Source organism: Candidatus Omnitrophota bacterium (genome assembly GCA_041649175.1).
Taxonomy (GTDB): domain Bacteria; phylum Omnitrophota; class Gorgyraeia; order Zapsychrales; family JBAZNR01; genus JBAZNR01.
On record JBAZNR010000001.1, the window covers coordinates 523,283 to 538,488 of the forward strand.

Sequence of the window (15,206 nt, forward strand, 5' to 3'; positions counted from 1 at the left end):
TTTTAGGTTTATTTTTTAAACTGGATGCATGTTGTTTAAGAAAAAAGTTAGTAAATTCAAGGAAGCTCTGGTCGAGAGGCTGCTATTTTGTTGCAGCCTCTTGTCCGTGTTAACGACCGCCGGGATTATTTATGTCCTTCTTTCGGAATCCATCGGGTTTTTTAAAGAAGTTTCTCTTTTTAAATTTCTTACCGACACCCAATGGACACCGCTTTTTGTTGATAAGCACTTTGGAATTCTCTCATTATTATGCGGAACGATCGTGACAACCGTCATCGCGATCGCTGTTGCCGTTCCTTTAGGGCTGATAAGTGCGGTTTACTTAAGCGAATATGCCTCACAAAAATCCAGAGTCATCATTAAGCCTATCTTGGAGATATTGGCGGCTGTTCCAACGGTTGTTTATGGATATTTCGCGCTTTTATTTGTAACACCGCTTTTACGAAAATTAATTCCCGGATTACCGGGATTTAATGCTCTTTCTGCCGGGCTTGTTATGGGGATCATGATCATTCCGCTGGTTTCTTCGCTCAGTGAAGACGCCATGCATGCGGTTCCTACGGGACTGCGCGAAGGCGCGTATGCGCTAGGATCGCATAAGATCCAAGTAGCATTTAAGATCGTTTTTCCTGCGGCGCTTTCGGGGATCAGCGCGGCGGTTATTTTAGCGATGTCGCGCGCTATTGGGGAAACCATGATCGTGGCGATTGCCGCCGGTCAGCAGCCCAGGCTAACACTTAATCCGTTGGTCCCTATTGAAACGATCACGGCGTATATCGTTCAGGTGAGTTTGGGTGATACGCCGCACGGGACTTTGGAATACAGGACGATCTTTGTTTGCGGGATGACACTTTTTCTTCTGACATTTTTCTTAAATGTGATCAGTTTTAAATTACGACGACGTTTTCAGGAAGTTTATGAATAAAAAACAGTTTGATAAAAAAGTTGATGCCAGCTTTAGCACGGTCGGGTTGATGGCGACTTTTTTTGGCTTGATCGTTTTAGCGGTTCTTGTTATCGATGTTTTTATGGACGGCTACAAGCGTTTGAGCTGGGATTTTTTTATGAATTATCCGTCGCGCAAACCTGAACAAGCCGGAATTCTTTCAGCTTGGGTAGGGACTCTTTGGATCATGGTCACTACCGCTCTTTTGGCGATTCCCTTAGGGGTTGGGTCTGGGATTTATTTGGAAGAATATGCCCGGCGTAACCGCTGGACAGATTTTATTGAGATCAATATTGCGAATTTAGCAGGCGTTCCCTCGGTTATTTACGGCATTTTAGGCCTAGGCCTTTTTGTGCGCATGATGCATTTAGACCGTAGTGTTTTAGCCGGGGGGCTTATTTTGGCCTTGCTTGTTTTACCGGTTATTATTTTATCAACACGTGAGGCCTTACGCAGTGTTCCTCATTCTATCAGAGAAGCTTCTTATGCCTTAGGAGCTACCAAATGGCAAACGGTGCGTTTTCAAGTTCTTCCGGCCGGATTTGGCAGTATTTTAACCGGAATTATTTTAGCGATGTCGCGCGCCATCGGAGAAACAGCGCCTCTGATCACCATAGGCGCCCTGACGTATATTCCATTTTTACCGTCGCCTCCGGTTTCTTTTTCAAAAGATCTTCCGTTTGTCAATGTGACGCTCAAAGGGTTCTTTGAGCCTTTTACGGTTTTACCGATCCAGATCTTTAATTGGGTTTCTCGTCCGCAAAAAGGATTTCTTATTAATGCCGCGGCGGGAATTATTGTTTTGCTGGCGATCACGCTGGCTATGAACGGATTCGCTATTTACCTTCGTTATAAAAATCAGAAAAGGTGGTAAGTTATGTCGTCGATCGTTTTGCAAGTTAAAAATTTGGATTCTTATTACGGAAAGAAACAAGTTTTAAAAGATATTACGTTAGATATCCAGGAAAGATCCGTAACGGCCCTTATGGGGCCTTCGGGCTGCGGGAAAAGCACACTCATTCGCTGTTTTAACCGCATGAATGACCTGGTTTCTAAGTTCCATCTGAAAGGAAAGATCCTTTATAAAGGAGATGATCTTTATTCAAAAGATATTGATGTAACCGACCTAAGGCGAGAGATCGGCATGGTTTTTCAAAAACCTAATCCATTTCCGAAAAGTATTTTTGAGAATATTGTTTATGGGATGAAGATCCAGGGAGTTAGCGATCAAGAGTACATTCATTCTACCGTCGAAGAAGTTTTAAAGAAAGCCGCTTTGTGGGACGAGGTGAGCGACCGGCTGCATGAATCGGCGCTGTCACTTTCCGGCGGACAACAACAAAGGCTCTGCATCGCTCGGGCTTTAGCCGTTAAGCCGAAGGTCATTTTATTTGATGAGCCATGTTCGGCGCTTGACCCTATTGCCACGGCAAAGATTGAAGAACTGATCGCGGAATTAAAAAAGAGCTACACCATCGTTGTGGTCACGCATAATACCGCTCAGGCGGCGCGTATTTCTGATTTTACGGCCTTTTTATACTTAGGGGAATTGATCGAATACGGTATTACCGATAAAATGTTTACCGCGCCCGATAATAAACGCACCGAAGAATATTTAACCGGGAAATTTGGTTAAGTTGATAAAATAGCAGTTGTCATTTACGAAAGGGAAACCGATGCAAAGACATTTCGATGAAGAATTAGCCGATCTCAAGCAAGATATTTTAAAGATGGGAACGATGGTCGAAGAGGCTATTTTCCAATCTGTGGAATCGCTCAAACAATTAAGCGTCGAGAATGCCAAGCGTGTTATCGCGGATGATCAATTGGTGGATGAATTAGAATTAAAAATAGAACAAAGATGCCTTGATCTCTTGGCTTTGCGCCAGCCAATGGCCTCCGACTTAAGATTTATTACCATGGCCATGAAGATCACCAATGAGCTTGAGCGCATGGCGGATCTGGCGGTTGATATTGCTCAAAGAGTTTTAGGATTAACGGATAAACCTCTTTTGAAGCCGTTAGTGGATATCCCTAAGTTAACAAAGATCGCCCAAAATATGACCCGGGATGTTATTAACGCATTCATTAATAAAGATATTGAGCTGGCCAAGCAAGTTATTTTTACCGATCCCGAAGCCGACAAGCTGCGTAATTTTGTTCAGGAAGAATTGATCAATGATTTTATGGCCAAAGACCCGGAAACGGCAACTAGGGCTGTTCCGCTTTTATTGATCGCGCGCCACTTGGAGCGTATTTGTGATCACGCGACGAATATCGCCGAGGATGTCATCTATATCACATCAGCGAAAGTCGTAAAACATCATCCCGAAGAATTGCAAGGGCATTGATTTTTTGAAGCGGGCTAATTCAAGCGGAAAAAACCGAATACGACGAGGCGAAGCGCAATAAATAAAATAATTATTTGACAAAAAGGGCTAATTTAGTCATACTTTCGTTAGGTGAGCAATAGTAGCAATAAGTCAAGACCGAAGAACATTTATCCGCAAGATAGAAAATAATTCGTCTTGCGGTTTTTGTTTTGCAGACACCGGCTTATTGAAATCAACAAACAAGAAGGAGGAACAGACCAATGGCTAAAGGTACAGTCAAATGGTTCAATAACCAAAAGGGTTATGGGTTTATCACGCCTGAATCAGGCAACGATGTCTTCGTGCATCACAGTGCTATTCAGGGAGAGGGTTACAAATCTCTCAATGAAGGTCAAAAAGTTGAATTCGAAATTCAAAACGGACCTAAAGGCGAACAAGCCGTTAATGTGGTGAAGCTGTAATATATTGAAAAGTTAAAGGCTCCTTTGCTCCGCCTTTAGGCGGAGCAAAGGAGCCTTTTTCTTTTTCCCGCCAAAGTTCTCTCTCAATATTCTTAAGAAATACGAAAATTCTCTTGTTTCGCCTCTGAGACGACACTAAAATGATTTTATAGAATAGAAAAGCAGCGTTTTTATCTGAAAAATATTTTAGGATATTAAAACATAATTGCCCGCGGCTATGACAAGAACCTTAAAGATCTTTCTTCTTTTTATTTTTGCATCATCCGGTTTCTGTCCCTTACTGTATGCTCAAGGGCAAGACAGCCTTTATCTTCGCGCGCCTAAGATCAGCCAAGAAACAAAAACCGTAAAACAAAATTCCATCCAGAAAACTGATTCCGCCAATCCGCTTCAACCCGTTGAAACAAAAGAATATTATGATTCCGGAGAATTAAAAGCGAGTTATCTGTATCAAAACGGCAAGAAAAACGGCCCGGCCAAAACGTATTTTAAAAACGGCACTGTTAATGATGAAGTCATTTATAAAAATGATAAACTCAACGGCAGTGCCCGCAAGTATTATGAAAACGGTATTCTTCATCAAGAGGCGTTTTTTAAAAATGGGGTCCTGGAAGGAAAAGGAAAGATTTATGACAGCAAAGGCCAATTAGCGGAAGAATATGTTTATAAAAAAGGAAAGCCAATTATTCCTCGAGGGAAACAAGAAGTTAAAAAAAGTGAGCCGCCAAAAGTAGTCGAAAAGAAAGAGCAGGAAAGATCCGATATGGATTCGGGCCTTTCCCCTGAAGAAGAAACAGCGCTTGTCTTACGCGCTCCTCGGTCCGGAACGCAAAGTGAGCCGGAATTCTTTTATTTGCGTTCACCGGGATGGGCGGGAGCCCCGGGGTCAGAAAGCAAAAAAGAAGAAGAAACGGTGAAGAAAGAAGAAGCTTCGCCGTGGGAATTTGAAGCCGGATATGAAACCTCGCAAATCGTTTATAAAGAACCAACCGTTATGCGCCAATCCGGCTATATGCAGGGAGTATTTTTTTCTGTGACGCATCGCCCCAAATATCTTCAGATCAAAAGCTTGACGTATGAACCGTGGCTTAATATGTTCCGCTATGATTTTCGTTACGCGTTCGGCGAAATGTATTACAAGGGCCGGCTTTCCAACGGAACGCCTTATAATGTCGACGATATTCCGGATTATATGATAGAAACACGTCTGGTGGCTGGACATGAATTTGAGGAATTTGACCCAGCTAAATTAGCTTTATACTTTGGCTTGGGATATCGCTATCTTAATGATGATATGTCGATCGATCCTGCCGGCTATGAGCGTGAGTCGAATTATGTTTATATCCCGGTTGGTGTAGAGTATATGAAGCCTACAAAAGACGATTGGTGGTACGGAGGAATGTTGGAATTTGACGGCCTTGTCGGCGGATGGCAGATCAGCCATGTCAGCAATGTGAACCCCGGTTACGGTGACTTAACAAATAATCAAACAAAGGGGTTTGGGGGAAAATTTTCTCTTCGTCTGCAAAAAAAGGCTCAAGACCTGGATTTTCTTCTAGAACCTTATTATCGATATTGGTATATGGCTGATTCTGAATTAACACCCTGGCTTTTAAACGGCGTTTCGATCGGTTCCGGCCTGGAGCCTCGCAATCATTCCAATGAATACGGCGTAAGGTTCATTGCCCGCTTTTAATTTCCACCCTATTTCTTAAAATAAACTCCCGTTGTTGACAAAGGCACCATTTCTTATAGAATACCTTTAATTTACCCTAGGTCTCAACAGGGTAAAAATGATACGAACAAAGGAGGTGAAAATATGAAAAAGACGATTTATATGATCCTAGCATTATGTCTCGTTGCCTCATTTGCTTTTGCGCAAGAAGAAGCGGTTATGGACGCTGATGTGAATGCGGTTGTGGCCGATCAACCTGTTGTTGACGAGGCGATGGCGGTAGACGAAGCAGTTGAAGAGGCGATGCCGACAGATGAGGGAGTTGTTGTCCTTCAGGGTTATGTTTTGGACAATATGTGCGCCCAGGCTCATCAGAACGACTTAGCCGAATTTGCACCGACACATCCGAAAACCTGTGCTTTAGAACCTGATTGCGCGGCTTCCGGATTTTCTATCTATGCGGATGGTAAGCTTTCTAAGTTTGACAAAGAAAGTTCAGCCAAAATAGAAGAATTCTTGAAAGCGGAAGGCAATGAATCCAAGGTGGAAGTGACAGCCAAAGACGTCAACGGTGAATTAAGCCTCATATCCATTACCAACCAGTTATAATTCATCTTTTTTGATCAGAAATTAGAATAAGGGGCGGTTTTTCCTATAGGAAAAACCGCCCCTCCGTTTTTCCGCTCATTTTTTCTTAAGAAAACTTTTTAAAAGACTTTAAGATCTTTAAATTCTAGCCCCCGCTTTGCGTTTTCTCCCATCGGCAAAAAAAACTTGACATTCTAATAAGGTGTGGTATTTTTGTAAAGCTTTAGTCTAGAAAACCGCTTTCTTTATAATGTCAAATTACCTAACCCATTCTAAATCTAGTACTTTTAACCCTCAAAAAAACATGGAGGATGCATGCTTAGTTATATAGAACGCAGAAAAGACAATATGTCTTTTAGGCTTATTTCTTTCTTTGTCTTGATCACTTTTGTCGCCAGCCTTGTTACTCCGCCCATGGGCTACGCACAAAGTTTTAATATCAACTTACCCGTTCCGGGAACCATGCTTCTTCCCAGTCCTGTCTTTACGCCGCCTTTACTTCGTGGCATTGAAATTGACCCTGAAAATCCGCTTCATTTTGGTTTTATTATGCACGGCGGCGACCAAAAGGTTAAAGGCGAAGAGCTGAAAAAAGAAGCTATGCAATCCATCAAGTACTTTTTAGCCGCCCTCACCATTCCAGAAAAAGACCTCTGGGTCAACCTTTCTCCATACGAAAAAGGGCGCATTGTTCCCGAAAAATTAGGTTTAACCGACTTAGGCCGCGACCTTTTAGGCCAAGATTATCTTTTAAAACAACTGGCCGCGTCTCTTATATATCCCGAAAACGATCTAGGCAAGAAATTCTGGGATAAAGTCTACAAAAAAGCTTTCGATCTGTATGGCACAACAGAAATCCCCATCAATACTTTCAACAAAGTCTGGATCGTTCCTGAGAAGGCAACTGTTCTTGAAACCAACGGCATGGCCATTGTCGCCGACAGCCATTTAAAGGTTTTGTTGGAAGAAGATTATCTGGCGGTTAAAAACAATCTTTCCAACACCGAAAAAGGTACGGATATTTTAGAAGCCGCCAAAGTGAAAGAATTAAGCCGCGTAACCTCACCGGTTGTGCGCGAAGTCATCATTCCGGCTATTGAAGAAGAAGTCAATGAAGGAAAAAACTTTGCTTTGTTGCGCCAAATCACCAATGCCGTTATTTTGGCCACTTGGTACAAAAAAGCTTTAAAAGAAAGTTTATTAGGCAAAATCTATGTGGATAAAAGCAAGGTTTTAGGAATTAACCTTGAAGATACATCCGCTAAAGAAAAGATTTACGAGCAATATTTAGCCGCCTTCAAGCAAGGCGTCTACAACTATATTAAAGAAGACTATGACCCCAATACTCAAGAAACCATTGAACGCAAATATATTTCCGGTGGGTACGGGACGGAATTAAATGGTATTCCTCTCTCTCAAAGGGTTGAGATTGCCGAAACAGTCTCCCAACTGCCCGCTGATGCCAGAAACGATGTGGCAAAACTTGTTTCCGAGCCAACCACTGTTACAAATTTTGATACTAATTTAACCGAACCTAATGAACCTCCTTCTCCTCTATCCAACAAAAAAGATGCAGGTATGGTCAGAAGCCTTTTGTCTGCCGTTACAGATTTTATGAATCAAAAAAGATTTGAACGTATTCGCCGTACTTGGTCAGCAAAAGATATTGCGGATCTATTGGGACGAGAAGTAGCTGTCGCAGAACCAAAATTTTCTAATTATTTAGCGGATAAGTTATTTGCAGCAATGAAAATAGCCCAAGATAATAAATCGTTTATCGCGACCGGTGGTGTTATGGATGGCCCATCGGCAGCGGCGATGGCGGAAGCCGGACATACGGCGCTTTATTTCAGCGGCTGGCAAGCTTCCAATCATTGGGGAGGGCCGGATTTAGCCAAGTACCCTTATGACGTTATTGCCAAGAATATAAAAGAAATCTATAAGTTCTTAGTAAATAAGGATCAAGATCAGCAAATTCGTATGCGTGCGATGTCAAATAAATTAGAAACACTTATGTCGAGGGTGTTCACAACTATACACGAAAAAGACAGTCTTGAAATAGAACAACAGAAAGATAAGTGGGTTGAAGAATTTATTAGTATTATTAAAAGCGATGACGCGATCTTTATCAACGATCTTCGCTATAATCCTAAACTTATTTCTGAGTACGCGGAAGCTCTTATTACTGATGCGATCGCTCAAAAAGGAAAATTAGATCAAAAGATGAGGGATGGTATCCGCGATGGTATGTTTGGTTTCTTAAGCACGCACCTGGTAGATTATCTTATCCCTATTTTTGCCGATGGTGATACCGGACATCAAGCCGTTAAAGAAATGGTCAAGCTTTATGTTGAGGCTGGTGCTGCGGCTATTCACTTAGAAGATCAGGCGCATGGCTTAAAGAAATGTGGGCACATGGCAGGAAAAGTTTTGGTATCAACCCGTGAGCATCTCATGAGATTGCTTAATGCCAGGCAACAGGCCGATGAATTGTTCTCTAGAATTATGATCATTGCCCGTACCGACGCCGAAGCTGCCAATCTTTTAGCAACCAACGAAGACCCCGTTGACCATTATTTTATTACCGGAACGACCAACCAAAATCTTCCTTCTTTGTCCTATGTGATCCGCCTAGCTCGTCGAGAAGTGGCCGAATTTGATAAGAGAGCAAAAAATGATGATCTTATCGCTGAAATCCGAAAACTTATTCCCGGGATCAAGGACGGAGAATTGGAAGACATCCTTTCGCCTAAAACTCCGGAGCAATTGGTAGATGAATTATCTCAGAAATCTCCGGATATTGCTGCTGCCATACAAAAGGTATGGGCTTTACGCGGAGAAGTTAACGGCCAACGATTAGAGCCAAACGATGAATTGTTTACCGAGCACGATAATTTTCCGATGACAGCTGGCTGGCTTTGGGATAATGCGGAATCGATTAGATTTAATGAAAACGATCTTATTAAGCTCAGCACAATTCTTAAGGCTCAAGACGGAAGCACAATGACCGTTGAAGAAGTTTTAAATCGTAAGCCCGCTAAAATTGCCGATGAAGTCAAAGCCATGGAAGCCTTAACCGAAACATGGGGCCAAAAAGCCGGCTTAAAGACGTATGGTGAAGCAGTCGTTGAATCTTTAAGTCAAAGTACGATTGAGAACAAGGAACAACTTATTGCGCAATGGAAAGAAGCAACAGATCCTCTTAAAAATACCCTTTCCCATGATCAATTAAAAGCTTTGGCTAAGAAATTCGGCGTTGAAATTAATTGGGATGCCGAAAAAGCCAGAACCTACGAAGGCTATTATCAATTGAACAAAAAATTGGGGGCAACGTTTGCCGCGGTCAGACAAAGGATCTTTGCTACCATTGCCGATAGTAGCTGGATGGAACAGGAAAAACCCGACGTCAAACAAGCAAAAATTTTTGTAGATAATGTTAATGCCGATCCGAAGGCAAAAGGCGTTCTTTTTTCCATTAATCTTTCACCTTCTTTTAATTGGCTTAATCCGGATAACTGGAAATCGTCATTAACCGCGCAACAAATCGCCAATGTCAAAAAAGCCATGCAGTTTGGTAATTTTGATTGGAGCAATTGGGAGACATGGCGTGAATATCGTCCGGATGTTATGGCTATGCTTGACGCCATTATGGAATTTAGCAGTGAAATGGGCAAGGCAGGTTTTAGTTTCCAATTTGTGACGATCTTTCAAGATCATATCAGCACACTGGCGATGTTTCAGGCTGGAAAAAGGCTTAAAGAATCCGGTGCCGGCGGTTTTGTTATGGTCGGGCAAGCTGAAGAGCAAAAACACCGTTCTCGTTTCTTAGAACATCAAGCGGCGGCCGGTGTCAAACGCGTTGGCGCTCAGGATAATTTAGTCGCGCGCGGTTCATCGGCAACGGGTGCGACCGGTAAGGGCGATACCATGGCGCAGTTTCAACCAGCTACTCCAAAAGCCGACAAAGGCCATGTGGTGACATTAACACCTCCGGAACAAGACAGATTGAACAAGCTTTCGGTTACATTTCCGGTTGACTTAGTCAATAAAACAGCCGCGCAATTGACGGCTTTAGGATTACGCGGTGCCTTAAAGCGTGTTAATGATATTTTAAAGAAAGAAGGCGTTGACGCCGAACAAAAGCTTCTATCGCTTAATCTTCTTTTTTCTGATCTTTATCAAAGAACAGGTAAGGAAGAAATTGAAGCGGTTGTAGCGATGTTAGCCCAAAGACAAATTTCACCAAACGCGTCAGAAATTCTCACCAAAGAAGAATTATCCAAGATCAGCCGCGCTATTAAAGATACCGCCGATGCCATGGCTAAACGCATCTTCCAGAAAATTTCGGAAGACGAAGGCATTATTTTAATGGTACGGGTGAGTGAAGGTTTTGGGCGCGATGAAGTCGCGGAAAGTTTTAAATCCAATGAAGTTATTGTGCCTTTGAATCTTAAAGGAGAGATCAATCGTATCTATGATGCGGTTGTGACTGGAAGCGATGTTTATCGCTCTGAAACCGACCAAAAAGTATATCCGATCGTTAATGCTGTTATCGATGTGATCGAAGGAACAAATATGTTCGTGACTAATTCTAACGATCATACGACATCCAGCATCAAGGATTCCGAATCGGGTTCTACCAGCGTGATCGTGACCGGGCCAGGCGTTGCCAGTTTAGGCAATGCGCCCGACGGTTACGTGGGACAATTTGAAACCAATTTGGGCGACAAGGCCGATGAATTCAAACAAATTAAAGTCAGTGTCAAGGGCCAAGACTACGCGCTTTATGATCCCGAGCTTTATGCGGTGGCTCCGGAAATGGTCATTGAATACTTGAAATTTCTAGCTCGCAGCCGCAATCAATTGTTAAGCGATTTACAAGAAGAAATTGTGGTCATGGATCGTGTCCGCGAAGAAAAACTATTGCAGGCCTTGAAAAGCGCCAAAGAAACGTTCAATATTCAAGGTTTGAAAGTTACTACCATCAAGGATGGAACGGTGGCTCACGGCCTTAAGGCTTCTATGACGCCGGAAATGTTTAAACAAGCGACAGGGCAAGAGTATGGTGTTCATAAAACCATGATCACCATTGGCGGTTCGGCGGAAGGGTTTATGAATTTAGCCATCGCCGGTGGATTAAAGGCAAGCGGTGCTGTCGGAGCTTTACGCATTTATAGCGGTAAGATGAATAAAGACGACGATGGAGTGGAAGTTGATGACCACTCACTGCGTTATAGTTTTTGGTCTGATGAGATTGAAGATATTGTCATGTTGCGCGATGATGCTCAAGATGTTTTGGGTGGAGAGAAATTATTTACTCAAGCGGATGTTCAAGGTAGCGTGATGGGAGCTTTTTCGTTTATCAGCACCAACGGTGTTTTTGGCATAGAAGGCGCTACGTCTTCGGAAGAAGGAACAAGCGTCAAAACACTTATTATCAATGCGCTTGGGTCAACCCCGACTATTTCTATTACACAAACTGAAGTCACTCCCGCCGACCTCGCGATCTTCAGCGATAAAAAAGACGCGGGGCATGTGGTGATGCTGGAAACCGGAGACAAAACAGCCTTGGTTAGCCGTATTGATCCGGAATTAGGCAATGTTTTTGAAGCGTATGGAGACATTTTAACGCCGCAAGTGGTTCAGGTTTTAGAAAAAATTGCTCCACTAAGCGAAGAATTATCTGTTTTACGAGAGATCCGTGAAACACGTTATGTGGATCGCCAAATTAATCGTAAGAAAATCGATTTCTTATCCGAAACAAATTCCGATGGATCAGATGCCGTTATTCCGGGAACAAATATTACGGTTAAAGATGCCAGAGCGGGAAAATTTGAAGGCGCTCCTATTCCGGCTGACCTACAGCGTCAATGGATCCAGCTAACCGGCCCCGCCGCTAAATCTCCGCAGGACAAGATCGGATTTTCAAAAGAACAATGGACTGAGGCTGATTTGCGCAATGTTGCCCATGCTCTTTTAAGCGGAGCGGACGGCATGATGTTCGACGGCGAAGATGCCTTAGGGCAATTGGGCACGATGTCTTTGGACAATATTCGCGCTTTAACTTTGGCTTACAAGAAAGACCCGGTTTTCCTAAAAATAGCCGAAGAGGTTGCTAATGAATATATCAAAGCCGGAAAAAGGGATGCGAGTTGGAATTGGAGAGAACTGATCGATAATAATTTCACAACCCGCATTTATCGTGTTCGCGGATTGCATTTAGATGACCGGCATACGCAGTTTAAGAGTTCTCAGGGGAATTTTAAATCTGTGGCGGGCACCATTATGGATATGGCAGCTTATCTGGTCAATGCTGGCCCTATTTTAATGGAACAAGGCTCAACACCGACGCTTTATTTGCCCAAGCTTCAAACAGCTCAAGAAGCCGCTTTTATGGCTAAGATCATTGATGCCATTGAAGACCAAATGGGTTGGCAGCGCGGGACAGTTAAGGTTTTTGTATTGATCGAACAGCTGGAAGAAACATTTCAGTTGATGGAAATGCGCGCCGCTTTGGGCAAACATTTTGTCGGGTTCAATACCGGCCGTTGGGACTATATTGCCGATGTTGTTAAACAAAATATGTTTGACCAGGAATGGGTTCCGCCCAACTTTAAAGAAATGGTGATGACATATCCTTTTATGTATAACTACGAAAGTCGGGTTGTCCGCGCGGTGAATACGCCGGATGTTAACGGAGATTCTGTTCTTTGGATCGGTGGTATGGAGCCGCAGATTCCGGTTGTCAAAGGAACGATCTCCAAAACAGATAGAGAAGCCGCTATCGAAAACGCTATGATGATCGCCCAGAATGCTAAATTACGTGAATTAAAACGCGGTGCCAGCGGTACCTGGGTGGCTCATCCGGGCATGGTAGGGCGCTTAAGAAGTGTTTATGAGAAAAATCTTTTTGAAGCGACAGGAAAAGTGAATCAGTTAGGTTTAAAAGAAAATCTTCAAGGAGAAACAATCGATGGATTACAGTACACTCCGCAAGCGGCTGCTCAATTAACCGAGCTTAAAGAAGGCGCTCGTACTATTGCTGAACTTCGCTTTTTAGTAAGTGTTGCCATGCAATATGCGAATGCTTACTTAACCGGCCGAGCCGCGGCCGCCTTAAAAGGCGCGGACCTTTTCTCCAATCCTTTAGCCTTATTTATTATGGAAGACATGGCTACCGGTGAAGGGCGCAGCAAACTCACCAAAAAGTGGATGGAAGCCAATGCCGTTATTACGGAGATTACCGATGACGATCGTCAAACTTTAGGATTAAAAGAAGGTGATCATTTTACGCCTGAACTTATTCAAAAAGTTGTTGAACAGGAATATCAGAAATTACAAAACGCTCCGGATGATATCGTGTTTGCCTCTTCTAAGAAAGTTGAGCTTCCAATAGCCAGAGTAGTTGTTGAGAAATTTCTTTTTGGCAATGCCGGAAAGCTTTCCGCTCTTCCCTGGCTCATTGACTTGGTCAACGCGGCTTTGGGTGAAACGGATCTGGTTAAGGCAACGCAAAAAGTTGATGAATATATTGAGGCTTATGTTGGATCAGACGGTTTAGTTCGTTTGACGGAAAATCCTGATTTCAAAGTTTTAGAGGCTGACGTAGCAGCCGAAGAAGATGCGGTACCTGTTGTGGCAGAATCAGCACAACCTGAACGGGATGTTTATAGTTTTAGCCCCGGGCCGGCACAGCTTCCAACGGCCGTTATGATGAAAAAACAAGAAGATACCGGTGATTTTCAAGGAACAGGTGTTGATCTTTCTGAGCGTACCTATCGCATTGAGGAATATTTAGCGATCCATCAGGAAGCTATGGATAATTTACGAAAATTATTGGGCGTTCCGGAAAATTATGAAATTCTGCTTCAGGGCCGAAGCGCGTCGGATATGTACGGAACGGTTCCTTTAAATCTTTTAGGAATAAAGGGAAAAGCTTTGTATGTCAATACCGATCTCTGGACAACCCGCGCTATTGCCGACGCCAAAGAAGTGGCAAGAGCGATGGTTTTAGCCCGAGCAGACCGTAAGTTAACGGAAGATGAAATTACTGCGCAAGTGAATGAAGCGGTTTCGGTCATTGCTACTTCAGAAGATCAGAACTTAAACTATTTGCCGAAGTTGAATGATGAGATGTTCGAAGGCAAAGCGGGTGAAGTCAGCTATGTTTATTTAGGATTGAATAATACAACTCGCGGGACCCGCTGGGCGGCTTTGCCGGACACCAAAGGAATTCCACTGGTTTTAGACGCGACATCAGATCTTTTATCGCAGCAGATCAGCCCTGAAGACTGGCAAAAAATAGGTGTTGTTTTTGCCGGGGCACAGAAGAATTTCGGGTTTCCCGGATTTTCTGTAGTGATCGTGCGTAAAAACCTTTTAGGCCAAGCGCTTCCCGGAACTTTTTCTATGATCAATTGGAAAACGCAAGCCGACGCAAGATCGATGTGGAATACGCCCGCGACCGATCACATCTATTTGGCCAATTTGGTGTTCAGAGACTTGATTGCTAAAGGTGGTGTTGCGGCTATCGAAAAGGTGAACCGTCAAAAAGCCAAAATGCTTTATGATTTAATTGATGGCTCGAACGGTTTTTATAATGGAACAGCTATTAATAGAGGAGACCGTTCCATTATGAATATTACCTTTACCTTACCCAGCCAAGAGTTAACGGAAAGATTCGTCGGTGAAGCGGCCTTGGAAGGATTGCTGGACTTGAAAGGATATCCGGCGGTGGGTGGCATTCGTGCCAGCATTTATAACGGTATGCCGATGGAAGGCGTTCAAAAATTAGCTGATTTTATGAATCGTTTTCAAATAAAATATAGCAATGACAATAGTCCAGTTGCTCCCGTCCAGTCAGCAGAAGAAGCTCCGGTGGGCGGTATTAATCTTGATTCGAATTATTTGAATATGCAGATCAAGCGCGATGGGAATGGCGTTCCACTGCCCTTACCGATGCAGCCCATTGAATCGATCAATATCGAAGGGTTTTTGCCGGTCATTATCAATATGGCTCCGATGCCAAATCTGCCGCTTTTATTAGGGGTCAATGATCTGGACAAGGAACAAAAGACCACAAAAACAACACAAGACGATACAACCGCTTCTTTGTTTATCCGTTCCGAAGAGGAAGAAGCGGGGAATTTAGTTTTAGCAGGGAATTAAGCCCTAAAACAGCCGCGGAAATAAAGACGGCGCTT

8 protein-coding genes are annotated in these 15,206 nt (G+C 43.3%); all 8 read left to right on the forward strand.

Features of this window, described 5'->3' with window-relative positions:
* Positions 1-28 precede the first annotated feature (28 nt).
* Positions 29-925 carry a phosphate ABC transporter permease subunit PstC gene (gene pstC / locus WC676_01900; GenBank protein MFA5059363.1) on the forward strand — a complete coding sequence of 299 codons (897 nt, stop codon included), beginning with the start codon at positions 29-31 and terminating at the stop codon, positions 923-925.
* Positions 918-1,820 carry a phosphate ABC transporter permease PstA gene (pstA, locus tag WC676_01905; GenBank protein ID MFA5059364.1) on the forward strand — a complete coding sequence of 301 codons (903 nt, stop codon included), beginning with the start codon at positions 918-920 and terminating at the stop codon, positions 1,818-1,820. The genes pstC and pstA overlap by 8 nt, the downstream gene beginning before the upstream one ends.
* Positions 1,821-1,823: 3 nt before the next feature.
* Positions 1,824-2,582 carry a phosphate ABC transporter ATP-binding protein PstB gene (gene pstB / locus WC676_01910; GenBank protein ID MFA5059365.1) on the forward strand — a complete coding sequence of 253 codons (759 nt, stop codon included), beginning with the start codon at positions 1,824-1,826 and terminating at the stop codon, positions 2,580-2,582.
* Between the two features lie 40 nt (positions 2,583-2,622).
* Positions 2,623-3,297 (forward strand): phosphate signaling complex protein PhoU, encoded by a 675-nt coding sequence (phoU, locus tag WC676_01915; GenBank protein MFA5059366.1) that lies wholly within the window; start codon positions 2,623-2,625, stop codon positions 3,295-3,297.
* A gap of 242 nt (positions 3,298-3,539) precedes the next feature.
* Positions 3,540-3,740 carry a cold-shock protein gene (locus WC676_01920; protein MFA5059367.1) on the forward strand — a complete coding sequence of 67 codons (201 nt, stop codon included), beginning with the start codon at positions 3,540-3,542 and terminating at the stop codon, positions 3,738-3,740.
* A gap of 217 nt (positions 3,741-3,957) precedes the next feature.
* Positions 3,958-5,436: a toxin-antitoxin system YwqK family antitoxin gene (locus WC676_01925; GenBank protein ID MFA5059368.1), complete on the forward strand. Its 1,479-nt coding sequence runs from the start codon at positions 3,958-3,960 to the stop codon at positions 5,434-5,436.
* 123 nt (positions 5,437-5,559) lie between these two features.
* Positions 5,560-6,024 carry a hypothetical protein gene (locus tag WC676_01930; GenBank protein ID MFA5059369.1) on the forward strand — a complete coding sequence of 155 codons (465 nt, stop codon included), beginning with the start codon at positions 5,560-5,562 and terminating at the stop codon, positions 6,022-6,024.
* A gap of 294 nt (positions 6,025-6,318) precedes the next feature.
* Positions 6,319-15,171 carry a 3-phosphoserine/phosphohydroxythreonine transaminase gene (serC, locus tag WC676_01935; GenBank protein ID MFA5059370.1) on the forward strand — a complete coding sequence of 2,951 codons (8,853 nt, stop codon included), beginning with the start codon at positions 6,319-6,321 and terminating at the stop codon, positions 15,169-15,171.
* Positions 15,172-15,206 lie beyond the last annotated feature (35 nt).

Coding starts and splice junctions, on each gene's coding strand:
- pstC (MFA5059363.1), top strand. CDS start 29: ATGTTGTTTAAGAAAAAAGTTAGTAAATTCAAGGAAGCTCTGGTCGAG.
- pstA (MFA5059364.1), top strand. CDS start 918: ATGAATAAAAAACAGTTTGATAAAAAAGTTGATGCCAGCTTTAGCACG.
- pstB (MFA5059365.1), top strand. CDS start 1,824: ATGTCGTCGATCGTTTTGCAAGTTAAAAATTTGGATTCTTATTACGGA.
- phoU (MFA5059366.1), top strand. CDS start 2,623: ATGCAAAGACATTTCGATGAAGAATTAGCCGATCTCAAGCAAGATATT.
- WC676_01920 (MFA5059367.1), top strand. CDS start 3,540: ATGGCTAAAGGTACAGTCAAATGGTTCAATAACCAAAAGGGTTATGGG.
- WC676_01925 (MFA5059368.1), top strand. CDS start 3,958: ATGACAAGAACCTTAAAGATCTTTCTTCTTTTTATTTTTGCATCATCC.
- WC676_01930 (MFA5059369.1), top strand. CDS start 5,560: ATGAAAAAGACGATTTATATGATCCTAGCATTATGTCTCGTTGCCTCA.
- serC (MFA5059370.1), top strand. CDS start 6,319: ATGCTTAGTTATATAGAACGCAGAAAAGACAATATGTCTTTTAGGCTT.